At 48.5% G+C, this 15715-nt stretch carries 15 protein-coding genes; 11 read left to right on the forward strand and 4 right to left on the reverse strand.

Going from position 1 to position 15715, the window contains the following annotated elements; genetic code table 11:
• Positions 1–21: 21 nt before the first annotated feature.
• From KFF03_RS08880 to murB, 7 genes are all read left to right on the forward strand, one after another.
• Complete coding sequence (locus KFF03_RS08880) at positions 22–654, forward strand: MotA/TolQ/ExbB proton channel family protein (protein ID WP_255860752.1); 633 nt, start codon at positions 22–24, stop codon at positions 652–654.
• On the forward strand, positions 655–1077 hold the full coding sequence (locus KFF03_RS08885; RefSeq protein WP_255860753.1) for a biopolymer transporter ExbD: 423 nt from the start codon (positions 655–657) through the stop codon (positions 1075–1077).
• Positions 1078–1100: 23 nt separating this feature from the next.
• Positions 1101–2894, forward strand: coding sequence for a lipid A export permease/ATP-binding protein MsbA (msbA, locus tag KFF03_RS08890; protein WP_255860754.1), 1794 nt, complete (start codon positions 1101–1103; stop codon positions 2892–2894).
• Positions 2895–2899: 5 nt separating this feature from the next.
• Positions 2900–3892, forward strand: a complete 993-nt coding sequence (lpxK, locus tag KFF03_RS08895; RefSeq protein WP_255860755.1) for a tetraacyldisaccharide 4'-kinase — start codon at positions 2900–2902, stop codon at positions 3890–3892.
• 71 nt (positions 3893–3963) lie between these two features.
• Positions 3964–4191 (forward strand): Trm112 family protein, encoded by a 228-nt coding sequence (locus KFF03_RS08900; protein ID WP_255860756.1) that lies wholly within the window; start codon positions 3964–3966, stop codon positions 4189–4191.
• Between the two features lie 2 nt (positions 4192–4193).
• Positions 4194–4667 carry a low molecular weight protein-tyrosine-phosphatase gene (locus tag KFF03_RS08905; protein ID WP_255860757.1) on the forward strand — a complete coding sequence of 158 codons (474 nt, stop codon included), beginning with the start codon at positions 4194–4196 and terminating at the stop codon, positions 4665–4667.
• Between the two features lie 14 nt (positions 4668–4681).
• Complete coding sequence (gene murB / locus KFF03_RS08910) at positions 4682–5713, forward strand: UDP-N-acetylmuramate dehydrogenase (protein ID WP_255860758.1); 1032 nt, start codon at positions 4682–4684, stop codon at positions 5711–5713.
• 23 nt (positions 5714–5736) lie between these two features.
• Here the strand turns inward: murB and xthA are convergent, their stop codons facing one another.
• Positions 5737–6552 (reverse strand): exodeoxyribonuclease III, encoded by an 816-nt coding sequence (xthA, locus tag KFF03_RS08915; RefSeq protein ID WP_255860759.1) that lies wholly within the window; start codon positions 6550–6552, stop codon positions 5737–5739.
• Between the two features lie 139 nt (positions 6553–6691).
• Here xthA and KFF03_RS08920 point away from each other — a divergent pair, with 139 nt between their 5' ends.
• Together KFF03_RS08920 and KFF03_RS08925 are read left to right on the forward strand one after the other, a co-directional pair.
• On the forward strand, positions 6692–7915 hold the full coding sequence (locus tag KFF03_RS08920) for an ABC transporter substrate-binding protein (protein ID WP_255860760.1): 1224 nt from the start codon (positions 6692–6694) through the stop codon (positions 7913–7915).
• 4 nt (positions 7916–7919) lie between these two features.
• Positions 7920–9713, forward strand: coding sequence for a sensor histidine kinase (locus KFF03_RS08925; RefSeq protein ID WP_255860761.1), 1794 nt, complete (start codon positions 7920–7922; stop codon positions 9711–9713).
• On the opposite strand, the gene KFF03_RS08930 is transcribed toward KFF03_RS08925, so the two are convergent.
• Both KFF03_RS08930 and KFF03_RS08935 read right to left on the reverse strand, forming a co-directional pair.
• On the reverse strand, positions 9691–10797 hold the full coding sequence (locus KFF03_RS08930) for an ABC transporter substrate-binding protein (RefSeq protein WP_255860762.1): 1107 nt from the start codon (positions 10795–10797) through the stop codon (positions 9691–9693). The genes KFF03_RS08925 and KFF03_RS08930 overlap by 23 nt on opposite strands.
• Before the next feature lie 43 nt (positions 10798–10840).
• Positions 10841–12421, reverse strand: coding sequence for a LysM peptidoglycan-binding domain-containing protein (locus tag KFF03_RS08935; RefSeq protein ID WP_255860763.1), 1581 nt, complete (start codon positions 12419–12421; stop codon positions 10841–10843).
• Between the two features lie 87 nt (positions 12422–12508).
• On the opposite strand from KFF03_RS08935, the gene KFF03_RS08940 reads away from it, so the two are divergent.
• Together KFF03_RS08940 and dnaQ are read left to right on the forward strand one after the other, a co-directional pair.
• Positions 12509–13276 (forward strand): class I SAM-dependent methyltransferase, encoded by a 768-nt coding sequence (locus KFF03_RS08940; RefSeq protein ID WP_255860764.1) that lies wholly within the window; start codon positions 12509–12511, stop codon positions 13274–13276.
• 38 nt (positions 13277–13314) lie between these two features.
• Positions 13315–14013: a DNA polymerase III subunit epsilon gene (dnaQ, locus tag KFF03_RS08945; RefSeq protein WP_255860765.1), complete on the forward strand. Its 699-nt coding sequence runs from the start codon at positions 13315–13317 to the stop codon at positions 14011–14013.
• A gap of 13 nt (positions 14014–14026) precedes the next feature.
• Here the strand turns inward: dnaQ and nhaB are convergent, their stop codons facing one another.
• Positions 14027–15538: a sodium/proton antiporter NhaB gene (gene nhaB / locus KFF03_RS08950; protein ID WP_255860766.1), complete on the reverse strand. Its 1512-nt coding sequence runs from the start codon at positions 15536–15538 to the stop codon at positions 14027–14029.
• Positions 15539–15715 lie beyond the last annotated feature (177 nt).

A 15715-nucleotide genomic window follows, 5' to 3' on the forward strand; every position in this document is an offset into this window, starting at 1 on the left:
TGACTGGCAGGAGTAGCCTTTATGCTGGAGATTATCCAGAGCGGTGGTTGGATGATGGTTCCAATCATCATTGCCTCAATTTTAGCCCTGGCAATTACCGTCGAACGTTTCTGGACATTGCGCCCGCAACAAATTGCTCCTAATGATTTGTTGGCGCGGGTTTGGGGTTGGATGAAGAATAACCAGCTCGACAGTTCGCGCATCAAAGAATTACGTGGTTCTTCTCCGCTTGGGCGCGTATTGGCAGCTGGCCTGCTGAACTCCCGTCATGGCCGTACCATAATGAAAGAAAGCATTGAAGAAGTCGCTTCCCATGAAGTACATGAAATGGAGCGTTACCTGAATGCACTGGGTACCATTGCCGCGGTTGCGCCATTGATGGGCTTATTAGGTACCGTGATTGGCATGATCAAGGTTTTCTCAGAGATTGTGATTGCCGGTACCGGTCAGGCTAATTTATTGGCAGGTGGTATCTCGGAAGCATTGATCACCACCGCAGCGGGTATGGTAGTTGCAATTCCTGCACTGATTGCGCACCGCATGCTGCAGCGTCGTGTTGATGAAGTGGTTGTCTTTATGGAGCAGGAAGCCATTAAACTGGTTGATGTGTTGCACGGCGAGCGTGAAGTTGTCGATAACGATGAGGCCGCTTAAGTGAACTTTAAACGTCAGAACCGGGAAGAAATAGCGGTTAATCTGACACCGCTGATTGATATTGTGTTTCTGCTGCTGATTTTCTTTATGGTGTCGACCACCTTTACCAAAGAAAATCATCTGAGCATTGATTTGCCAGAGGCCAGTGCCGAAGCAAGCGATGCACCGCTGCAGGCGCTTGAAATTCTGATTTCAGCGTCCGGTGAATACTCGGTGAACGATCAGGCCTTGATTAATTCTCAGCTGGATACACTCAAACGCGGTTTGCAAAAGCTGCTGGGTGATCGCGAAACGGCGCCGGTTATTATTACCGCGGATGCCAAAACGCCACACGAAGCGGTGGTCAGAGCGATGGACGCCGCCGGCCAGTTAGGCCTGGTTAATCTGAGCATTACCACGCGTCAGCCTGCTGAAGCTCCATAATTTGAAATATCCGACCATTTGAGATGTCCGACCCTTTGAAAAACACGGCTAAACCCGCGATCACAACCACTGCTGACATGGCTGAAAATTACACCACCGGGCGCTTATACAAGCGCCTGCTTTCGTATGTGTGGCCACATAAATTTGCCTTTGCGGTAAGCATTTTTGGCTTTATGTTATTTGCCACCGCCGCGCCAGCAATGGCGTGGATGATGGGGGAAGTTCAGGCCACGCTTAATGACCCTCAGCAACAGCGCATTTTGCTGCTGATTGCCACTCTGGTAGGTATTTTTATGTATCGCGGAGTAGCGACCTTTTTGGGTAAATACTTTACCGCGATTGTTGGTCGTAGCGTGGTGCATACCTTACGTACAGAACTGTTTGAACAGATGATGCGCCTGCCCACCAGCTACTACGACAAAGAATCCCGTGGCCGTCTGATTTCGCGTATTACTTTTGATATTGAACAGGTAACCGGTGCTTCAACCAAGGCACTGACGATTCTGGTTCAGGAAGGTATGACGGTGATTTTCCTGATGGGATACCTGATTTACCTCGATTACACCCTGACCTTTATTTTTCTTGCGTTGGTGCCCGTGATTGGTGCCTTAGTTGGGCTGGCCAGTCGCTTTTTCCGCAAATACAGCCGCCGGATTCAGAAATCCATCGGTAATGTGACTCAGGTGGCCAACGAAACCATTAATGGTTTTCGTGAAGTGCGTACCTTTGGTGGTCGGGAGTATGAAGAGCAACGCTTCCTGAAAACCAGCGAATACAACCGCAAACAAGCGTTGAAATTCGCCCTGACCAACGCCGTCAATGTGCCGCTGAATCAGCAGATTGTGGCACTGGGTTTGGGTGCTATGGTGTACTTTATGTTCCAGCGGGTATCCGCTGGCAGCATGAGCAGTGAAGAGTTTATGGTGTTTATCACCGCCGCTTCACTCATTGCCAAGCCAATTCGGGCGCTGACCAATATCAACTCGGTGATTCAGAAAGGGGTGGTTGCAGCAGAGTCCGTTTTCACCATTCTGGATACCGATCAGGAAGTCGACAAGGGTGATCAGCAGCTTGATTGTTGTCGTGGCGACTTGCGTTTTGACGCTGTTAGCTTCCGTTACGAAAATGCCGAAACTAACGCACTGAATAACATCAAGCTGGATGTAAAAGCCGGTACGTCGGTGGCTTTTGTGGGTAAATCCGGCAGTGGTAAGTCAACTCTGGCCAACCTGATTCCACGTTTCTATGACGTAAGTGAAGGGCGTATTTGCCTGGACGGTATCGACATTCGTGATCTTACTCTGGATAACCTGCGCCAACAGGTGGCTATCGTCAGTCAGAATGTCACTCTGTTTAACGGTTCTATTAAAGACAATATCGCTTACGGTGCCTTAAGCACTAAAAGCGATGATGAAATTTTTGCTGCGGCTAAAGCGGCTCACGTTGACGAGTTTGTTGAAAAGCTGGAAGACGGCTTTGATACCGAAGTGGGCGAGAGCGGGGTGTTGCTTTCCGGCGGCCAGCGCCAGCGTATTGCTATTGCCCGGGCATTACTGAAAGATGCACCGATTCTGATTCTTGATGAAGCCACCTCCGCGCTGGACACCCAGTCAGAGCGTCATATTCAGGCAGCGATGGAAGAAGTTATGAAAGGTCGTACTACCTTTGTGATTGCCCACCGCCTGAGCACCATCGAAAGCGTGGATCGCATTATTGTGGTCGATAAAGGTGAAATCAAAGAAGATGGCAGCCACGACGAGTTATTGCAGCAGCAGGGCTTATACGCCCAGCTGCATCAGCTTCAGGATCTGGATTAAGCCGGATGCTGAACTGGCTGACACGCACCATTGAGCATAATTGGTATCAGGCCCGGCCGGGGTGGAACTGGTTATTGCTGCCACTGTGGCTGATCGTTTGGCCGCTGGTCTGGCTGAAACGCTACCGTGCACTCAATAACCCCACCGCAACCTTAGCCACGCCGGTTGTTGTGGTTGGCAACCTCTCCGTTGGCGGAACCGGTAAAACTCCATTGATTACCCAGCTCGTGGAATACACTCAGGCACTGGGGTTTCGCGCCGGTGTTATCAGTCGAGGTTATGGCGGCCGTAGTTCAGATTACCCGCTCCTCGTGGGGGGCGACACAACCGCTGAGGTGTGTGGTGATGAGCCTAAATTACTGCAGCAACGATTAGGTTGTCCGGTTGTGGTGGATCCAAACCGGCGACAGGCGGCTGAAGCACTGGATGGTCAGGTGGATATTATTTTCAGCGACGATGGCCTGCAGCATTATCGGCTGGGGCGTGATGCTGAAATTCTGGTCGTCGATGCCAAACGCCAATTCGGCAATGGTTGGTTATTACCCGTTGGGCCGTTACGTGAACCGCGTTCACGTGCAGCAGCAGTCGACCTGGTACTGCAAAATGGTGAAGACTTCAGTGTTGAAGCAACACAACTGATTAATGCCAAAACCGGTGAGCAACAGGCGCTGACTCGTCTGTCCGGTCAGCGTTGTCATGCGGTGGCTGGTATCGGTAATCCGCAGCGCTTTTACGATACCCTGCAGCAGCTCGGGGCTGATATTATCGAACACAGTTTTGTTGATCATCACCAGTTTGTTGCGACAGATCTGCAATTTAATGATGATCTTCCGGTGATTATGACCGAGAAAGACTGGGTGAAATGTACCGATTTTGCACAAGAGAATATGTGGTATCTGGCGGTTGATGCACGGTTAACCACAATGGCCCAGCAGCAGGCTCATCAACTGTTGCAACGCCTGCTTAGTGGTTCTGATAAGTCAGTTGTTTCTGATTAAGCAGGCGATCATTTGCGATTAAAATGAATCGTGATTAAAAATTAATAGTGAATAAAGGTAGTGAGAGCTCCATGGATAAACAATTAGTCGCCATGCTGGTATGCCCATTGTGTCAGGGCAAATTAAAACTGGATAACGACACCAATGAATTGTTATGCACATTTGATGGTCTGGCGTATCCGATTAAAGATGGCGTGCCGGTGATGCTGGACGGTGAAGCGCGTAAAATGAGCGAAGAAGAGAAGCTGGAAAAAGCTCAGGCTTCTCAGACCTCTAAAACTTCTAGTGACAGCGAATAACCATGAAACGGGTGCTGTTTGTTTGTCTGGGGAATATCTGCCGCTCACCAACCGCTCACGGTGTGTTTCAGAAAATGGTAGATGATGCTGGTCTGAGTGATCAGGTTGAGGTGGATTCTGCTGGCACTGCAGCCTGGCATATTGGTAAATCACCGGACTCCCGTTCTGCCAGCGCCGCCGCAAAACGTGGCTATGACCTGTCGCCACTGAGAGCGCGTCAGGCGGTGTCAGCCGACTTTGAGCAATTCAACTATGTGCTGGCGATGGATAAAGAAAACCTGACGAATTTGCAGGCCATTTGTCCGCCCGGCAGCCGCTCAGCACCTCAGCTGTTTCTGTATGACTTTGGCAAAGCCTTCCCTGAAATCGAAGTTCCGGATCCTTATTACGGTGGCGATGCCGGATTTGAACATGTGCTGGATTTGCTGGAAGATGCCTGCAGCAATCTGTTAACCGATGTCCGCCAGCAACTCTGACCAGCAATTCTGATATGACACCTTCTTCCGGTTCCAGTCTTAACTATGAGTTCAATAAAGACCTCAAATCCTTTAATACTCTGGGTTTGCCGGGCTGCGCTCGGCAGTTTGCGAGTTTTAACTCGCTGTCTGAGTTGATTTCTCTGCTGCATGATGCTCGTCGTCAGCAGCTCAAAGTGAAAGTACTGGGTGGTGGTAGCAATGTATTGATGCCGCCAAGGGTCGAAGGGCTGGTGCTGCAATCCGGCATGGCAGGGGTAACGCTGCTGCGTCAGGATCAGGATTCAGTCTGGCTGAAAGTGGATGCCGGTAAAAACTGGCATGATTGGGTACTGGAAAGCCTGGAGTATGGCCATGGCATTGAGAACCTTGCGTTAATACCGGGCACGGTTGGTGCGTCCCCCATTCAGAATATCGGTGCTTATGGCGTTGAGGTGGCCGATGTGATCGACAGTGTTCAGGGCATTTGTCTCAGTAGCCTGCAGCTGGTGACGCTGTCTAACCATGATTGCCGCTTTGGTTATCGCGATTCTGTTTTTAAACGCGAGTTAAACGGCGATTTTATTGTCACGTCGGTGACGTTTCGTTTGCAAAAACGATTTCAGCCCAACGTCAGCTACGGGCCACTGGCCAGCTGGGCGGAACAGCTTCCTGGGTTCACTGCCCAGCAATTGATTCAGCAGGTGTGTGATATTCGTTCGTCAAAATTACCGGACCCAGACGAAATCGCCAATGCGGGTTCGTTTTTTAAGAACCCGGTGGTTAGTGCCGGACAGGCGGCTGAATTAAAGCAGCGTTTTGAGAGCGTGCCAGGCTATCCGCAGCAGGATGGTTCAATGAAACTGGCTGCCGGATGGCTGATTGAGCAAGCGGGCTGGAAGGGCAAAACATCAGGAAATATCACCATGCACGCACAACAGGCGCTGGTGTTGACCACCAATGGCCACGCTACGCTGGATGATGTTGAAAGTGCCTATAAAGCAGTGCAGAAGGATGTTGCTGGAAAGTTTGGCGTAACACTGGAGCCTGAGCCTCAGTTATTTTGAGGCTCTTTTACTGTATTCGTAGCTTACTTGGAAAATTCAGACCAAATAGGCGCATGATCCGACGGCTTCTCCATGCCGCGAATATCATAACTAACACCCGCTGCGGTGCAGCTCTCATATAATCCCGGCGTTGTCAGTATGTGGTCAATCCGCAGGCCACGCTTAGGTTCATCATTAAAACCTTTAGAGCGGTAGTCAAACCAGCTGAAGGTGTCAGCAGATGTTGGGTAGTGTTTGCGATAGGTGTCTTGTAGCCCCCAATCAAGCAGTGTCTGATACCATTCACGTTCTTCCGGCAGGAAACTGCATTTACCGGTTTTTAACCAGCGCTTGCGGTTGGGTTCACCAATGCCAATATCTGTATCTTCCGGTGAAATATTGAGATCGCCCATCACCACCACATTGTCATCGGTGGTGAAATTTTCAGACAGGTAGCGCATCAAATCGGCATAAAATTTTTGCTTGGCTGGAAATTTGGTTTCGTGTTCACGGCTTTCACCCTGAGGGAAATAACCGTTCAGCACGTCATACATTTTGCCATCTATCTCATAGCGCGCATGAATCAGACGCTTTTGCGCTTCCTCATCGTCCCAGGGCCAGCCTTTTTGCACAAACACAGGGGCTGTTTTACTGACCAGCGCGACACCGTAATGACTTTTCTGGCCAAAATATTCCACGTGATAGCCAAGGCCTTCAACATCCGCCAACGGGAACTGTTCATCATGAACTTTGGTTTCCTGCAGCCCCATGACATCCGGGTCCAGTGTGTCGCGAATAGCCTCAAGCTGATGTTGGCGAGCACGAATGCCATTGATGTTGAAACTGATGATTTTGGCCATAAAAATTCCTGATGTCTGATTTAAGTGATGCCGATAAAGCAGGGCAAATGATACCGACTGTTCCTGCGCCTGGAAAGTTGCGGTCAGTGTCAGCTTAGGCTTTAGTTAACAGGACAAAATGAACACGGATGGCTAATTCATGATCTTATGTATTCGATCTCTGTTGTGGCTGTTAGCAATGCAGTTACCCTTGTTGTCTCTGTCGCTTCATGCTGCACCGTATGAGCGGTTGCGCATTTATCTGGATGCCGATCAAACCGGAGCGGCTGCTTCTGGACGCTCAATTATGCAGGGAATCTCACTGGCGCTGAGTCGCCAGGACAATCAAATTCAGGGGGTGCCGGTAGAGATCATTATTAAAGATCACCGGGGAAACTCCCGTCGTAGTCTGGCGCATTTAAAAACCTTTCTGAAAGATGAGCAGGGGCTTGCCGTCGTATCTGGCTTGCATTCACCACCGTTATTAGCGCACAAGGATTTTATTAACAACAGCGGCATTCTGATGCTCACTCCATGGGCAGCTGCGGGACCAATCACCCGTCGCGGTACGAATGGTCTTGACGATGAGCGCTGGATTTTCAGGCTCTCGATTGATGATACAAAAGCTGGCCAAACCATCACTCATCATGCATTGAATGAAGGTTTCAAATCTCCGTTTTTATTACTTGAAGATACTGGTTGGGGGCGCTCTAACAATAAAACCATGATGCTGACACTGAAAGAACATGGCCTTCAACCCGCTGGCTTGCACTGGTTTCACTGGGGGCTCAGTGAAGATTCAGCCAGAATAATTTTACGCGATATTAATCGTAGCGGCGCCGATGTGATTTTTATGGTAGCCAACGCGCAGGAAGGTAAGGCTATTTCCAGGGCTTTATTGTCATTGCCTGAGTCGCAACGTTTGCCTGTCAGAAGCCACTGGGGAATCACCGGCGGGAATTTTGCCGAAGATATCGGGAAGGATGGGTTGTCGCGGTTGGATCTTAAGTTTATACAAACCCGGTTCTCGTTTGCCGGACAGTTAACCCCGTATGCAAAAGACGTTTTTTCGGCGGCTAAAGCGCATTTTGAAGAGATAGAAAGCCCTGAGGATATCAAAGCGCCAACCGGGTTTATTCATGGCTATGATCTGATGACCTTGTTTTTGAATGCAGCAAACCAGATTACCTTTAGCGGTGATATTGATCAGGATCGGCTGGCTTTGCGTGATGCCATGTATCAATTAAAAACGTCTCAGCCGGGTTTGGTGAAAGACTACCAACAGCCGTTTTCGAAAGTTGGTATTGATGGCCATGAAGCACTGAATCAAAACGATTACGTTATGGGCTATTTTACTCCTGACGGTAATATCCGGTTGGAGTAATAACATGGATAAACAATATCCCGAAATTAATAAAACCTTCAGTCGTTTTATTGTCAGTAGCATGGTGATTCTTACGGTGCTGGTTTTGACGGTAGCCGGTACTAGTGTCCAGCGATTATTAATTGAAAATCTTAAAGGTGAGCAGAATGTGCGGGTTCAGGAAGCGGTTCTGTCATTACGCCAATATGTACAGGTGCGTAGTAATCAGCTATTAGATCAACGCTCAATTCCGCTGCTCACCCAGACTGTTATTCAGCCCGAGAGCCTTCTGCCCAGCGCTGACGACTTGCTTAGTGAGTTGTATCTGCAGCAGCAGTTGTACCAACAAAAGCTCCTGGATTTTTCGGGTGGCGTACTTTATCAGCGTTACTCAGGAGGGTTGGCTGATTATTCATCTCGCTCATGGTTCACCTTGTTGAGTGATAACCCTGATCAAACTGCGTCAGTCATTATTAAAGAAGCGAAGGGCACTCATCTCGAGTTGGTTGTGCCACTGGTATACAACGGTTTAACAGAAGGTTTTTTATTGACCCACATACCCTGGGATAGAGTTATTTCTGAAAGTAATTTATTGGATTCGTTGCAAGAAATTCCGTTGCTGCTGGGTGAGCCTGAAAATGACGGCTTTGTTGTTAATCCAGATAATATTTCGTCGGCCAGCTGGCTACCATTGGAGCAATCGTTACTGAACTATCCCGTGTATTTTCAAATCGACGAATCAAAAGTCAATGCGCTGATATCCCGTCATCTGGTTGTTCTGCTGGTTGTGATGCTGATCGTTGCTGGCGTCATGACTATGTTTGCCCTTCATTGGGGGCAGCGGCTTTTTGTTTTGCCCATTGAAAGTTTGCGCCAGCATATTAAATTGCTTGAAGATGGTACGCTGAAAAAGCTTAAAACACCCCGGAATTCTTCCTCTGAAATGGCCGGCTTAATCCGGCAGTTTAATCGAATGGCTGCTCGTGTTCTGGATCGTGAAGAGCAGCTTAAACTTAAAAACCATCAATTAATTGAAAATCAGCAGCAATTATTACAGTCAGAAAAAATGGCCAGTGTTGGCACAATGGCTGCTGGCGTTGCCCATGAGATTAATAATCCAGTGGCGTTTGTCTTAAGCAATACCCATACACTAAAGGAATATATTGAAGAGTTGTCTGAGTTGATCACTGCTATTGATCAGCAAAACTGGCAGCAGGTTGTGGAGCTTGATCAGAAATATAATGCACCAGAGTTGATTCAGGATAGCCAGGACATTCTGTCTGAGTCCGAAGAGGGGCTGGTGCGGGTGAAGGATATAGTTTCTGGCCTGAAACGTTTTGCTCACGCGGATAGCGATACCAAAGAACCGGTGAATGTGAAGGACTGTATTGGCTTTACTATTAAGCTGATATGGAATGAGATTAAATATGTTGCCGAACTGAAACAGGATTTGATTGATGACGTTTATGTTGAGGCCAATGATGGTCAGCTATCTCAGGTATTCGCTAACTTATTGATTAATGCCAGCCATGCGATTGAACAACAAGGTGTAATTGAGATTGTGATGACTAAAGTTGATGGTTTTGTGCAGATTCTTATTTCAGATACCGGCAAAGGTATGTCAGCTGAAAAAATCCAGCGCATTTTTGAACCGTTTTATACCGATAAAGAAGTGGGGGTAGGTACTGGCTTAGGTCTGAGTATTTCACTGGGAATTGTGCAAGGTTTGGCGGGTGACATTCAGGTTGATAGTGAACCTGGGGTTGGCACTCGTTTTGTTGTCAGGTTACCCATGATCAAGGTAGCTCAGCCTCATTAATATTGGTGATGAGTGCGGCCTTGTTATCGCTGCTTTGTGGTCTTGCGAGAATATCAATGCGCTTTTGCTGATCAATCCAGAAGGCGCCGCCATACGTGGGTTCGTAAGGGTTTAATACATCCTCAGTGGATGTCGTGCCCAGTTCATCCGGTAATTTCAGCCACTGCCAGATGGCATATCTGGATGTTGTCTTGTCAGATTGAAATTCCAGTCGGGCGATTTGATAGTGATTGGCGAGGTTGCTGATCGCTGGACTGTTCCAGTTGTTTGTTTTTTGCAGGGGTATGCTGTCGTATTCACCCGCCTGAAAGCGCTTCAGTAATATATCTGCCGATTTTAATTTCTGATAAATAATGCGATCAACATTAAAACGATTTGCGAAAAAAGCCCGCTCATTTGCCCACCAGTTTTCTGTTTTTCTGAGATTAATCTGATTTCGTGTGATCAGAGTTTCAATATGATACGCCGAGGTTGTTGGTTCTGGTGTCAGGTCAAACGCTTCTGGCCAACCTGCTTTCGATGAATAAAAATGTGACGCTGCAGGTCGGAATTCGAATGCCTGTTCGAGCTTTTCTGCTGAAAATGGCGGCGTAAACTGAAATGAAAATGCTTTTTCAGAAAAAATAACCAGCTGATTTAAACCGGCATGCAACGCGTTTTTTTGTGTCTCTGCCTGCGTTGTAGGGTTGGTTAAAAACTCAATACTAAAAGCGATGTCTTTAGTAGTGACGCTGACACCATCAGACCATTCTGCTTCTGCATCAATTTGGCAATAAAAATCATTATTCGGCTTATCGATAAACCAGAACCGGCAAAGCATGGGTAATAATTGTTGGTTATTTGGGTGCCGTGCCAGGAGAGGCATTTGTAACCGGTTAATCAGATACGCTACATAGGTATCCGTTCCTGGACCGAAGCGCCTCATGGTGTCCGGTGTCGTTGCAACCGCCTGACGGTATACACCACCAGGCAAAGACGGCTCGGTAAACAGTGGGTCAGCCTCATAAGTCTGCCAGTGGATATCAGGCAGGCCACCATAATCGTAGGTTACTGTAACGTCCGCTGCTACCTGCCGACAGAGCATTAAAAGCAATAGGATAGAGAACCGAATGCCCATCATTGTCCGTTTAACGCGTTACATCGATATACAGAGTTAAACGTTGCCCTGGCTGTAAATATTTATTATTGGTTTTTGTACTGTTCCAGCGACGAATATCAGAAACCCTGACGCCAAATTTCTGGGCAATGCGAGCGAGTGAATCGCCGTTGCGAACTTTGTAATTCACCTTGCGGATAATTTCACGCTGGGAAGGTTTGGCTTTTTTACTCCAGATCACCAGTTTTTGTCCGGCTTTGAGTGGGTCACCAGGTGCCATGCCATTCCAACGTGCTAGCTCAGACACTTTGACATCATGATTGCGAGCAATTTGCCAGAAGCTGTCACCACTGCGGACACTGTATTCAGACTTTTGGGTGTTGCTGGGCTGACGTGCGTTTTTTAATCGTGCCAGCCGTTGTGGTGCACTATGAGAGTAAGCTTGTTGTCCTTTGAATGCACTGGGAATCAGCAGCTGGTCACCAGCACGGATGACACTGCCACGCAGGTTGTTTGATTGTTTTAATGCGCTCGGAGTGGTGTGAAAACGACGGGCAATGGTCAGCAGGTTATCACCGGGTCTGACTTTGTAGCGTTGCCATTTTACACGGGAGTTCGCAGGCAGAGCCGCCAGTTGTTGTTCAAAAACAGCCTTTTTATCAACCGGAATTAACAGTTCGTGCGGACCTTGCGGATGTGTTGCCCAGCGGTTGTATTCCGGGTTGAGCTTGTAAATCTCTTCCAGGTCGGTATCTGCAAGTTCAGCCGCCTGAGATAAATCGATCTGACCGCCGGTGTCGACCACAGCGAAATAAGGCTCGTTAGCAACGGGTTTAACACTAATGCCATATTGCTCGGCATCGCGAACTAGTTTTGCCAGTGCGATTAATTTCGGAACATAGGCGCGGGTCTCACGCGGCAAGCTCAAAGACCAGAAGTCAGTCGGTTTACCTTGCTTTCGGTTTTTACGGATCGCCTTGCGAACGGTGCCCGCGCCGGAGTTGTAAGCCGCCAGCGCCAATAGCCAGTCGCCCTTAAATTCCCGCTGCAGTGCGTGCAGATAGCGCAGGGCGGCTTCGGTTGAGGCACGAATATCCCGGCGACCATCGTGCCACCAATCTTGTTGTAGCCCAAAGTCTCTCCCGGTTGCTGGGATAAACTGCCATACACCGGAAGCCCGGCCATGAGAGTACGCAAACGGGTCGAAGGCGCTTTCAACAATGGGCAGCAGGGCAATCTCACCAGGAATTTCACGAACTTCGATTTGTTCCGCGATAAAATGCAGGTAGCGAACGCCACGATCAGCCATCCGGTTCATATAAGATTGGTGGGATTTGTACCAATTCAATTGTGAGGTGATTCTGGGGTTTTCGATATCGATATTGAGGCGGTAAGCATCAACAATCCGATCCCAGACATTATCATGTGTGGCAATCGCTGAGAGCTGTTGTGGTGCCTGTTGCTCGGGATGCTCTAGTGAGAGTTGTTTGTCAGACTTCTTGACGGGTGTGGCTTGTGGTTGTGAGGTTTGTGTTGCTGCGCAGCCACTTAAGCCTGCCAGGCCCGAACCTGCCAACCCCAATATAATTAAAAGGTGTGTAAAACGATGCATCTGATTACTATTATAAAATTCAATGAATAAAACGGCTCAAGTCTAAAGACAGCCCAGTAGGCTAGCAAGGGAATATGGTCACAAACCATGAATCGTACCGGTAATAAAATTAAGTCTGAGCATTACCGCCGCTGGGTGAAAGATCCGGCTATGCAACGTTTGTTATCACTGGAAGCTGGCTGGCTTGCGGATGCGATCTCGGGCTTCCGAGGTTTACATCTGGCTTATGCGGGTATTGACCCGACACCGAAATTTCTTGAGACCAGTCGCTGTCATCATGTATTTCGCATGGCTTTCCCCTGGCAAAAAGGCAATGTCACTCGTGATGTCGATTGCAAAGATTCCCACTGGCCACTGGCGGACGAGAGTGTTGATGTGGTTGTGCTGCAGCATTGCTTAGATATGACCCGCAGGCCTCATCAATTGATCCGAGAGGCGTGTCGTTGCCTGGTTCCTAACGGTTATCTGGTGGTGGTTGGTTTCAATCCATACAGTGCCTGGGGCGTCGGGCGTTTCCTTCATGCGTTTTCATCTGAGTTGCCTTGGATTGCAAATCCGGTAGCGTACAACCGCCTCAAAGATTGGCTTGTATTATTAGATAGCCAGGTGGATCAGACTCAGCATATTGCACACTTGTGGCCTGTGAAGCTGGTTTCTGAACAGTTGTCGCGACGCATTGACCGGCTGGCGGCGAATAAAAACTGGCTACCCGGTAACGGCTACTTATTAATCTCCCGCAAAACCATTGCCGGAATGACACCCATCCGAGAAAAACGCTGGCGCCACAGTCATCACGGCTTTACCATGCCCGCCCCGGCGGTTCGCCAGGCAAAATTGAGTGACAAGGCCCGGTAGATAAGGCCCAGTAGTTTTCAAAAACATGAGGAATATCGATGAGACAGGTTGTACTGGATACTGAGACCACGGGTATTGGTGAAGGTCACAGAATCATTGAAATTGGTTGTGTCGAGGTAATTGAACGAAAACTGACCGGTCGGCATTATCATAAGTACATCAATCCTCAGCGTGATATTGATGCCGAAGCCCAGGAAGTGCACGGTATTTCTAATGAGTGGCTGATCGAAACCGGAGCGCCTGTCTTTTCTCAGGTGGCTGATGAGTTTCGTGAGTTTATCGCCGGCGCCGAGCTGGTCATCCACAATGCAGCGTTTGATATCGGCATGATGGATGCTGAATTTAATCGCCTGAACATGACAAACACCCGAGAGTTTTGCGGTGTGTTAGATACCTTATTGCTGGCTCGTGAAATGTTCCCGGGCTCAAGGGTCAGCCTTGACGCGTTATGTAAGCGTTATGACATTGATAACAGTCATCGTGAATTACACGGCGCACTGTTGGATGCTGAGATTCTGGCGGATGTTTACCTGATGATGACGGGTGGGCAAACCGACCTGGCGTTAGCGATGGAAGAAGGGCAGCAAAATGGTGTGGTTGATATTGCCTTAGATGATTCTTTGTTAAATGTTGAACTGCCCATTGTTCGTGCATCAGCTACCGAAGTTGAGGCGCATGAGCAGTTTATGGATTTGGTTGACAAAAAAAGTGAAGGGGCGATCTGGCGTCGCCCTTAAGATCACAGCTTATTTATAGCCACAAGCTGACGGCTATGTAGCCCACGGTGGTCATCACGACAGTATAAGGCAGTGCCATAACGACCATTTTCCCGTAAGACAGGCGAATCAGCGGGGCAACGGCGGATGTCAGTAAGAATAAAAAGGCAGCCTGACCGTTAGGTGTGGCAACGCTAGGCAGGTTGGTCCCTGTGTTGATCGCCGCAGCTAATAAATCAAACTGCTCCCGCGAAATGGCCCCGGAGTCGAGCGAGTTTTTCACTTCCGATATATAGACCGTCGCAACAAACACATTATCACTGATCATCGACAAGATACCGTTGGCCAAGAAGAAGGCGCCTGGCTGAGATTCTGGTGCGACATTATTAGTATCCAGAATCCAGGTGATGATAGGGGTGAAAAGGTGCTGTGTATGAATCACGCCAACAATGGCAAAAAACACCACCAGTAAAGCCGCAAATGGCAGTGCTTCTTCAAAGGCCTTACCTAATTGGTGTTCTTCAATAACGCCATTAAATGAAGTGAGCAGCACGATGACGGCCAGTCCAATTAAGCCGACTTCGGCCAAATGGAACGCCAGACCTATTACCAGAAAAATAGCGACCAGTCCCTGAATCCAGAGTTGTGCAACCACCTTGGGATGCATGCCATCGGATTTTTCATGATCATAAGCTTCAAGAATTTTGCGAACTTCATCTGGCAGTAAAACACCATAACCAAACCAGCCTGTTTTTTCGAGCAACAAGCAGGTCAGCAGGCCTGCAAGCAGAACCGGCATGGTAACCGGGGCCATGGTTATAAAGAACTCTGCAAAATCCCAGCCTGCAACCTGAGCAATCAGCAGGTTTTGTGGTTCACCAACCAGGGTGCAAACCCCGCCCAATGCAGTGCCAACGGCGCCATGCATTAATAGACTGCGTAAAAAAGCCCTGAATTGTTCCAGATCATCACGATGCTGTGCTCTCAGCTCATCATCGTTGCCGTGGTCGTGAGAGTGGTTGAAGTTCTTGCCAGAAGCGACTTTGTGATAAACGCTGTAAAACCCCACGGCGACACTGATTAATACGGCTGTTACCGTTAACGCATCGAGGAAGGCAGACAGTACCGCGGCGACAACACAGAATAAAAACGACAGCCAGCTCTTAGAGTGCACGCCCAGCAAAATTTTGGTGAAGGCAAACAACAGCAGGTCTTTCATGAAATAGATGCCAGCGACCATGAAAATCAGCAGCAGCAACACCGGAAAGTTGGTCACGGCTTCATGATAAATTACGTCAGGGGTCACCATGCCCAGAGCGACGGCTTCCAGCGCCAACAGCCCACCGGGTTGTAGCGGATAACACTTCAGTGCCATCGCCAGAGTGAAGATAAACTCGATAATCAAAGCCCAGCCCGTAATATAGGGGCCAGCTGTATGAAGCAATACGATATTGACTGCCAAAAATGCAATGATGGTTTTTTTATACCAACGGGGGGCACTGCCAAGAAAGTTGGCAGCGAACGCACCTGTTACCGTGCTGGTCATGCTGTAATCCTGAAAATGAGGGTGATGAAAGGGAGCGCAATGTAATCAGTCTGAGTGAAAATGCAATAAAACTGCAATAATTCCTAAGTCTTGTCCGCTGTAAGGATGTGATAATTCTCGCGGACTTTGACAAAAATACGGCGTATATTGCTGTAATTCCTAAAGTAAACGTTTCGC

It is taken from the genome of Bacterioplanoides sp. SCSIO 12839 (genome assembly GCF_024397975.1).
GTDB lineage: Bacteria > Pseudomonadota > Gammaproteobacteria > Pseudomonadales > Oceanobacteraceae > Bacterioplanoides.

Excerpts from the sequence above, each read along its gene's own strand:
- KFF03_RS08880 (WP_255860752.1), top strand. The coding sequence starts at position 22 with ATGCTGGAGATTATCCAGAGCGGTGGTTGGATGATGGTTCCAATCATC.
- msbA (WP_255860754.1), top strand. The coding sequence starts at position 1,101 with ATGTCCGACCCTTTGAAAAACACGGCTAAACCCGCGATCACAACCACT.
- lpxK (WP_255860755.1), top strand. The coding sequence starts at position 2,900 with ATGCTGAACTGGCTGACACGCACCATTGAGCATAATTGGTATCAGGCC.
- KFF03_RS08900 (WP_255860756.1), top strand. The coding sequence starts at position 3,964 with ATGGATAAACAATTAGTCGCCATGCTGGTATGCCCATTGTGTCAGGGC.
- KFF03_RS08905 (WP_255860757.1), top strand. The coding sequence starts at position 4,194 with ATGAAACGGGTGCTGTTTGTTTGTCTGGGGAATATCTGCCGCTCACCA.
- murB (WP_255860758.1), top strand. The coding sequence starts at position 4,682 with ATGACACCTTCTTCCGGTTCCAGTCTTAACTATGAGTTCAATAAAGAC.
- xthA (WP_255860759.1), bottom strand. The coding sequence starts at position 6,552 with ATGGCCAAAATCATCAGTTTCAACATCAATGGCATTCGTGCTCGCCAA.
- KFF03_RS08920 (WP_255860760.1), top strand. The coding sequence starts at position 6,692 with ATGATCTTATGTATTCGATCTCTGTTGTGGCTGTTAGCAATGCAGTTA.
- KFF03_RS08925 (WP_255860761.1), top strand. The coding sequence starts at position 7,920 with ATGGATAAACAATATCCCGAAATTAATAAAACCTTCAGTCGTTTTATT.
- KFF03_RS08930 (WP_255860762.1), bottom strand. The coding sequence starts at position 10,797 with ATGCTCTGTCGGCAGGTAGCAGCGGACGTTACAGTAACCTACGATTAT.
- KFF03_RS08935 (WP_255860763.1), bottom strand. The coding sequence starts at position 12,421 with ATGCATCGTTTTACACACCTTTTAATTATATTGGGGTTGGCAGGTTCG.
- KFF03_RS08940 (WP_255860764.1), top strand. The coding sequence starts at position 12,509 with ATGAATCGTACCGGTAATAAAATTAAGTCTGAGCATTACCGCCGCTGG.
- dnaQ (WP_255860765.1), top strand. The coding sequence starts at position 13,315 with ATGAGACAGGTTGTACTGGATACTGAGACCACGGGTATTGGTGAAGGT.
- nhaB (WP_255860766.1), bottom strand. The coding sequence starts at position 15,538 with ATGACCAGCACGGTAACAGGTGCGTTCGCTGCCAACTTTCTTGGCAGT.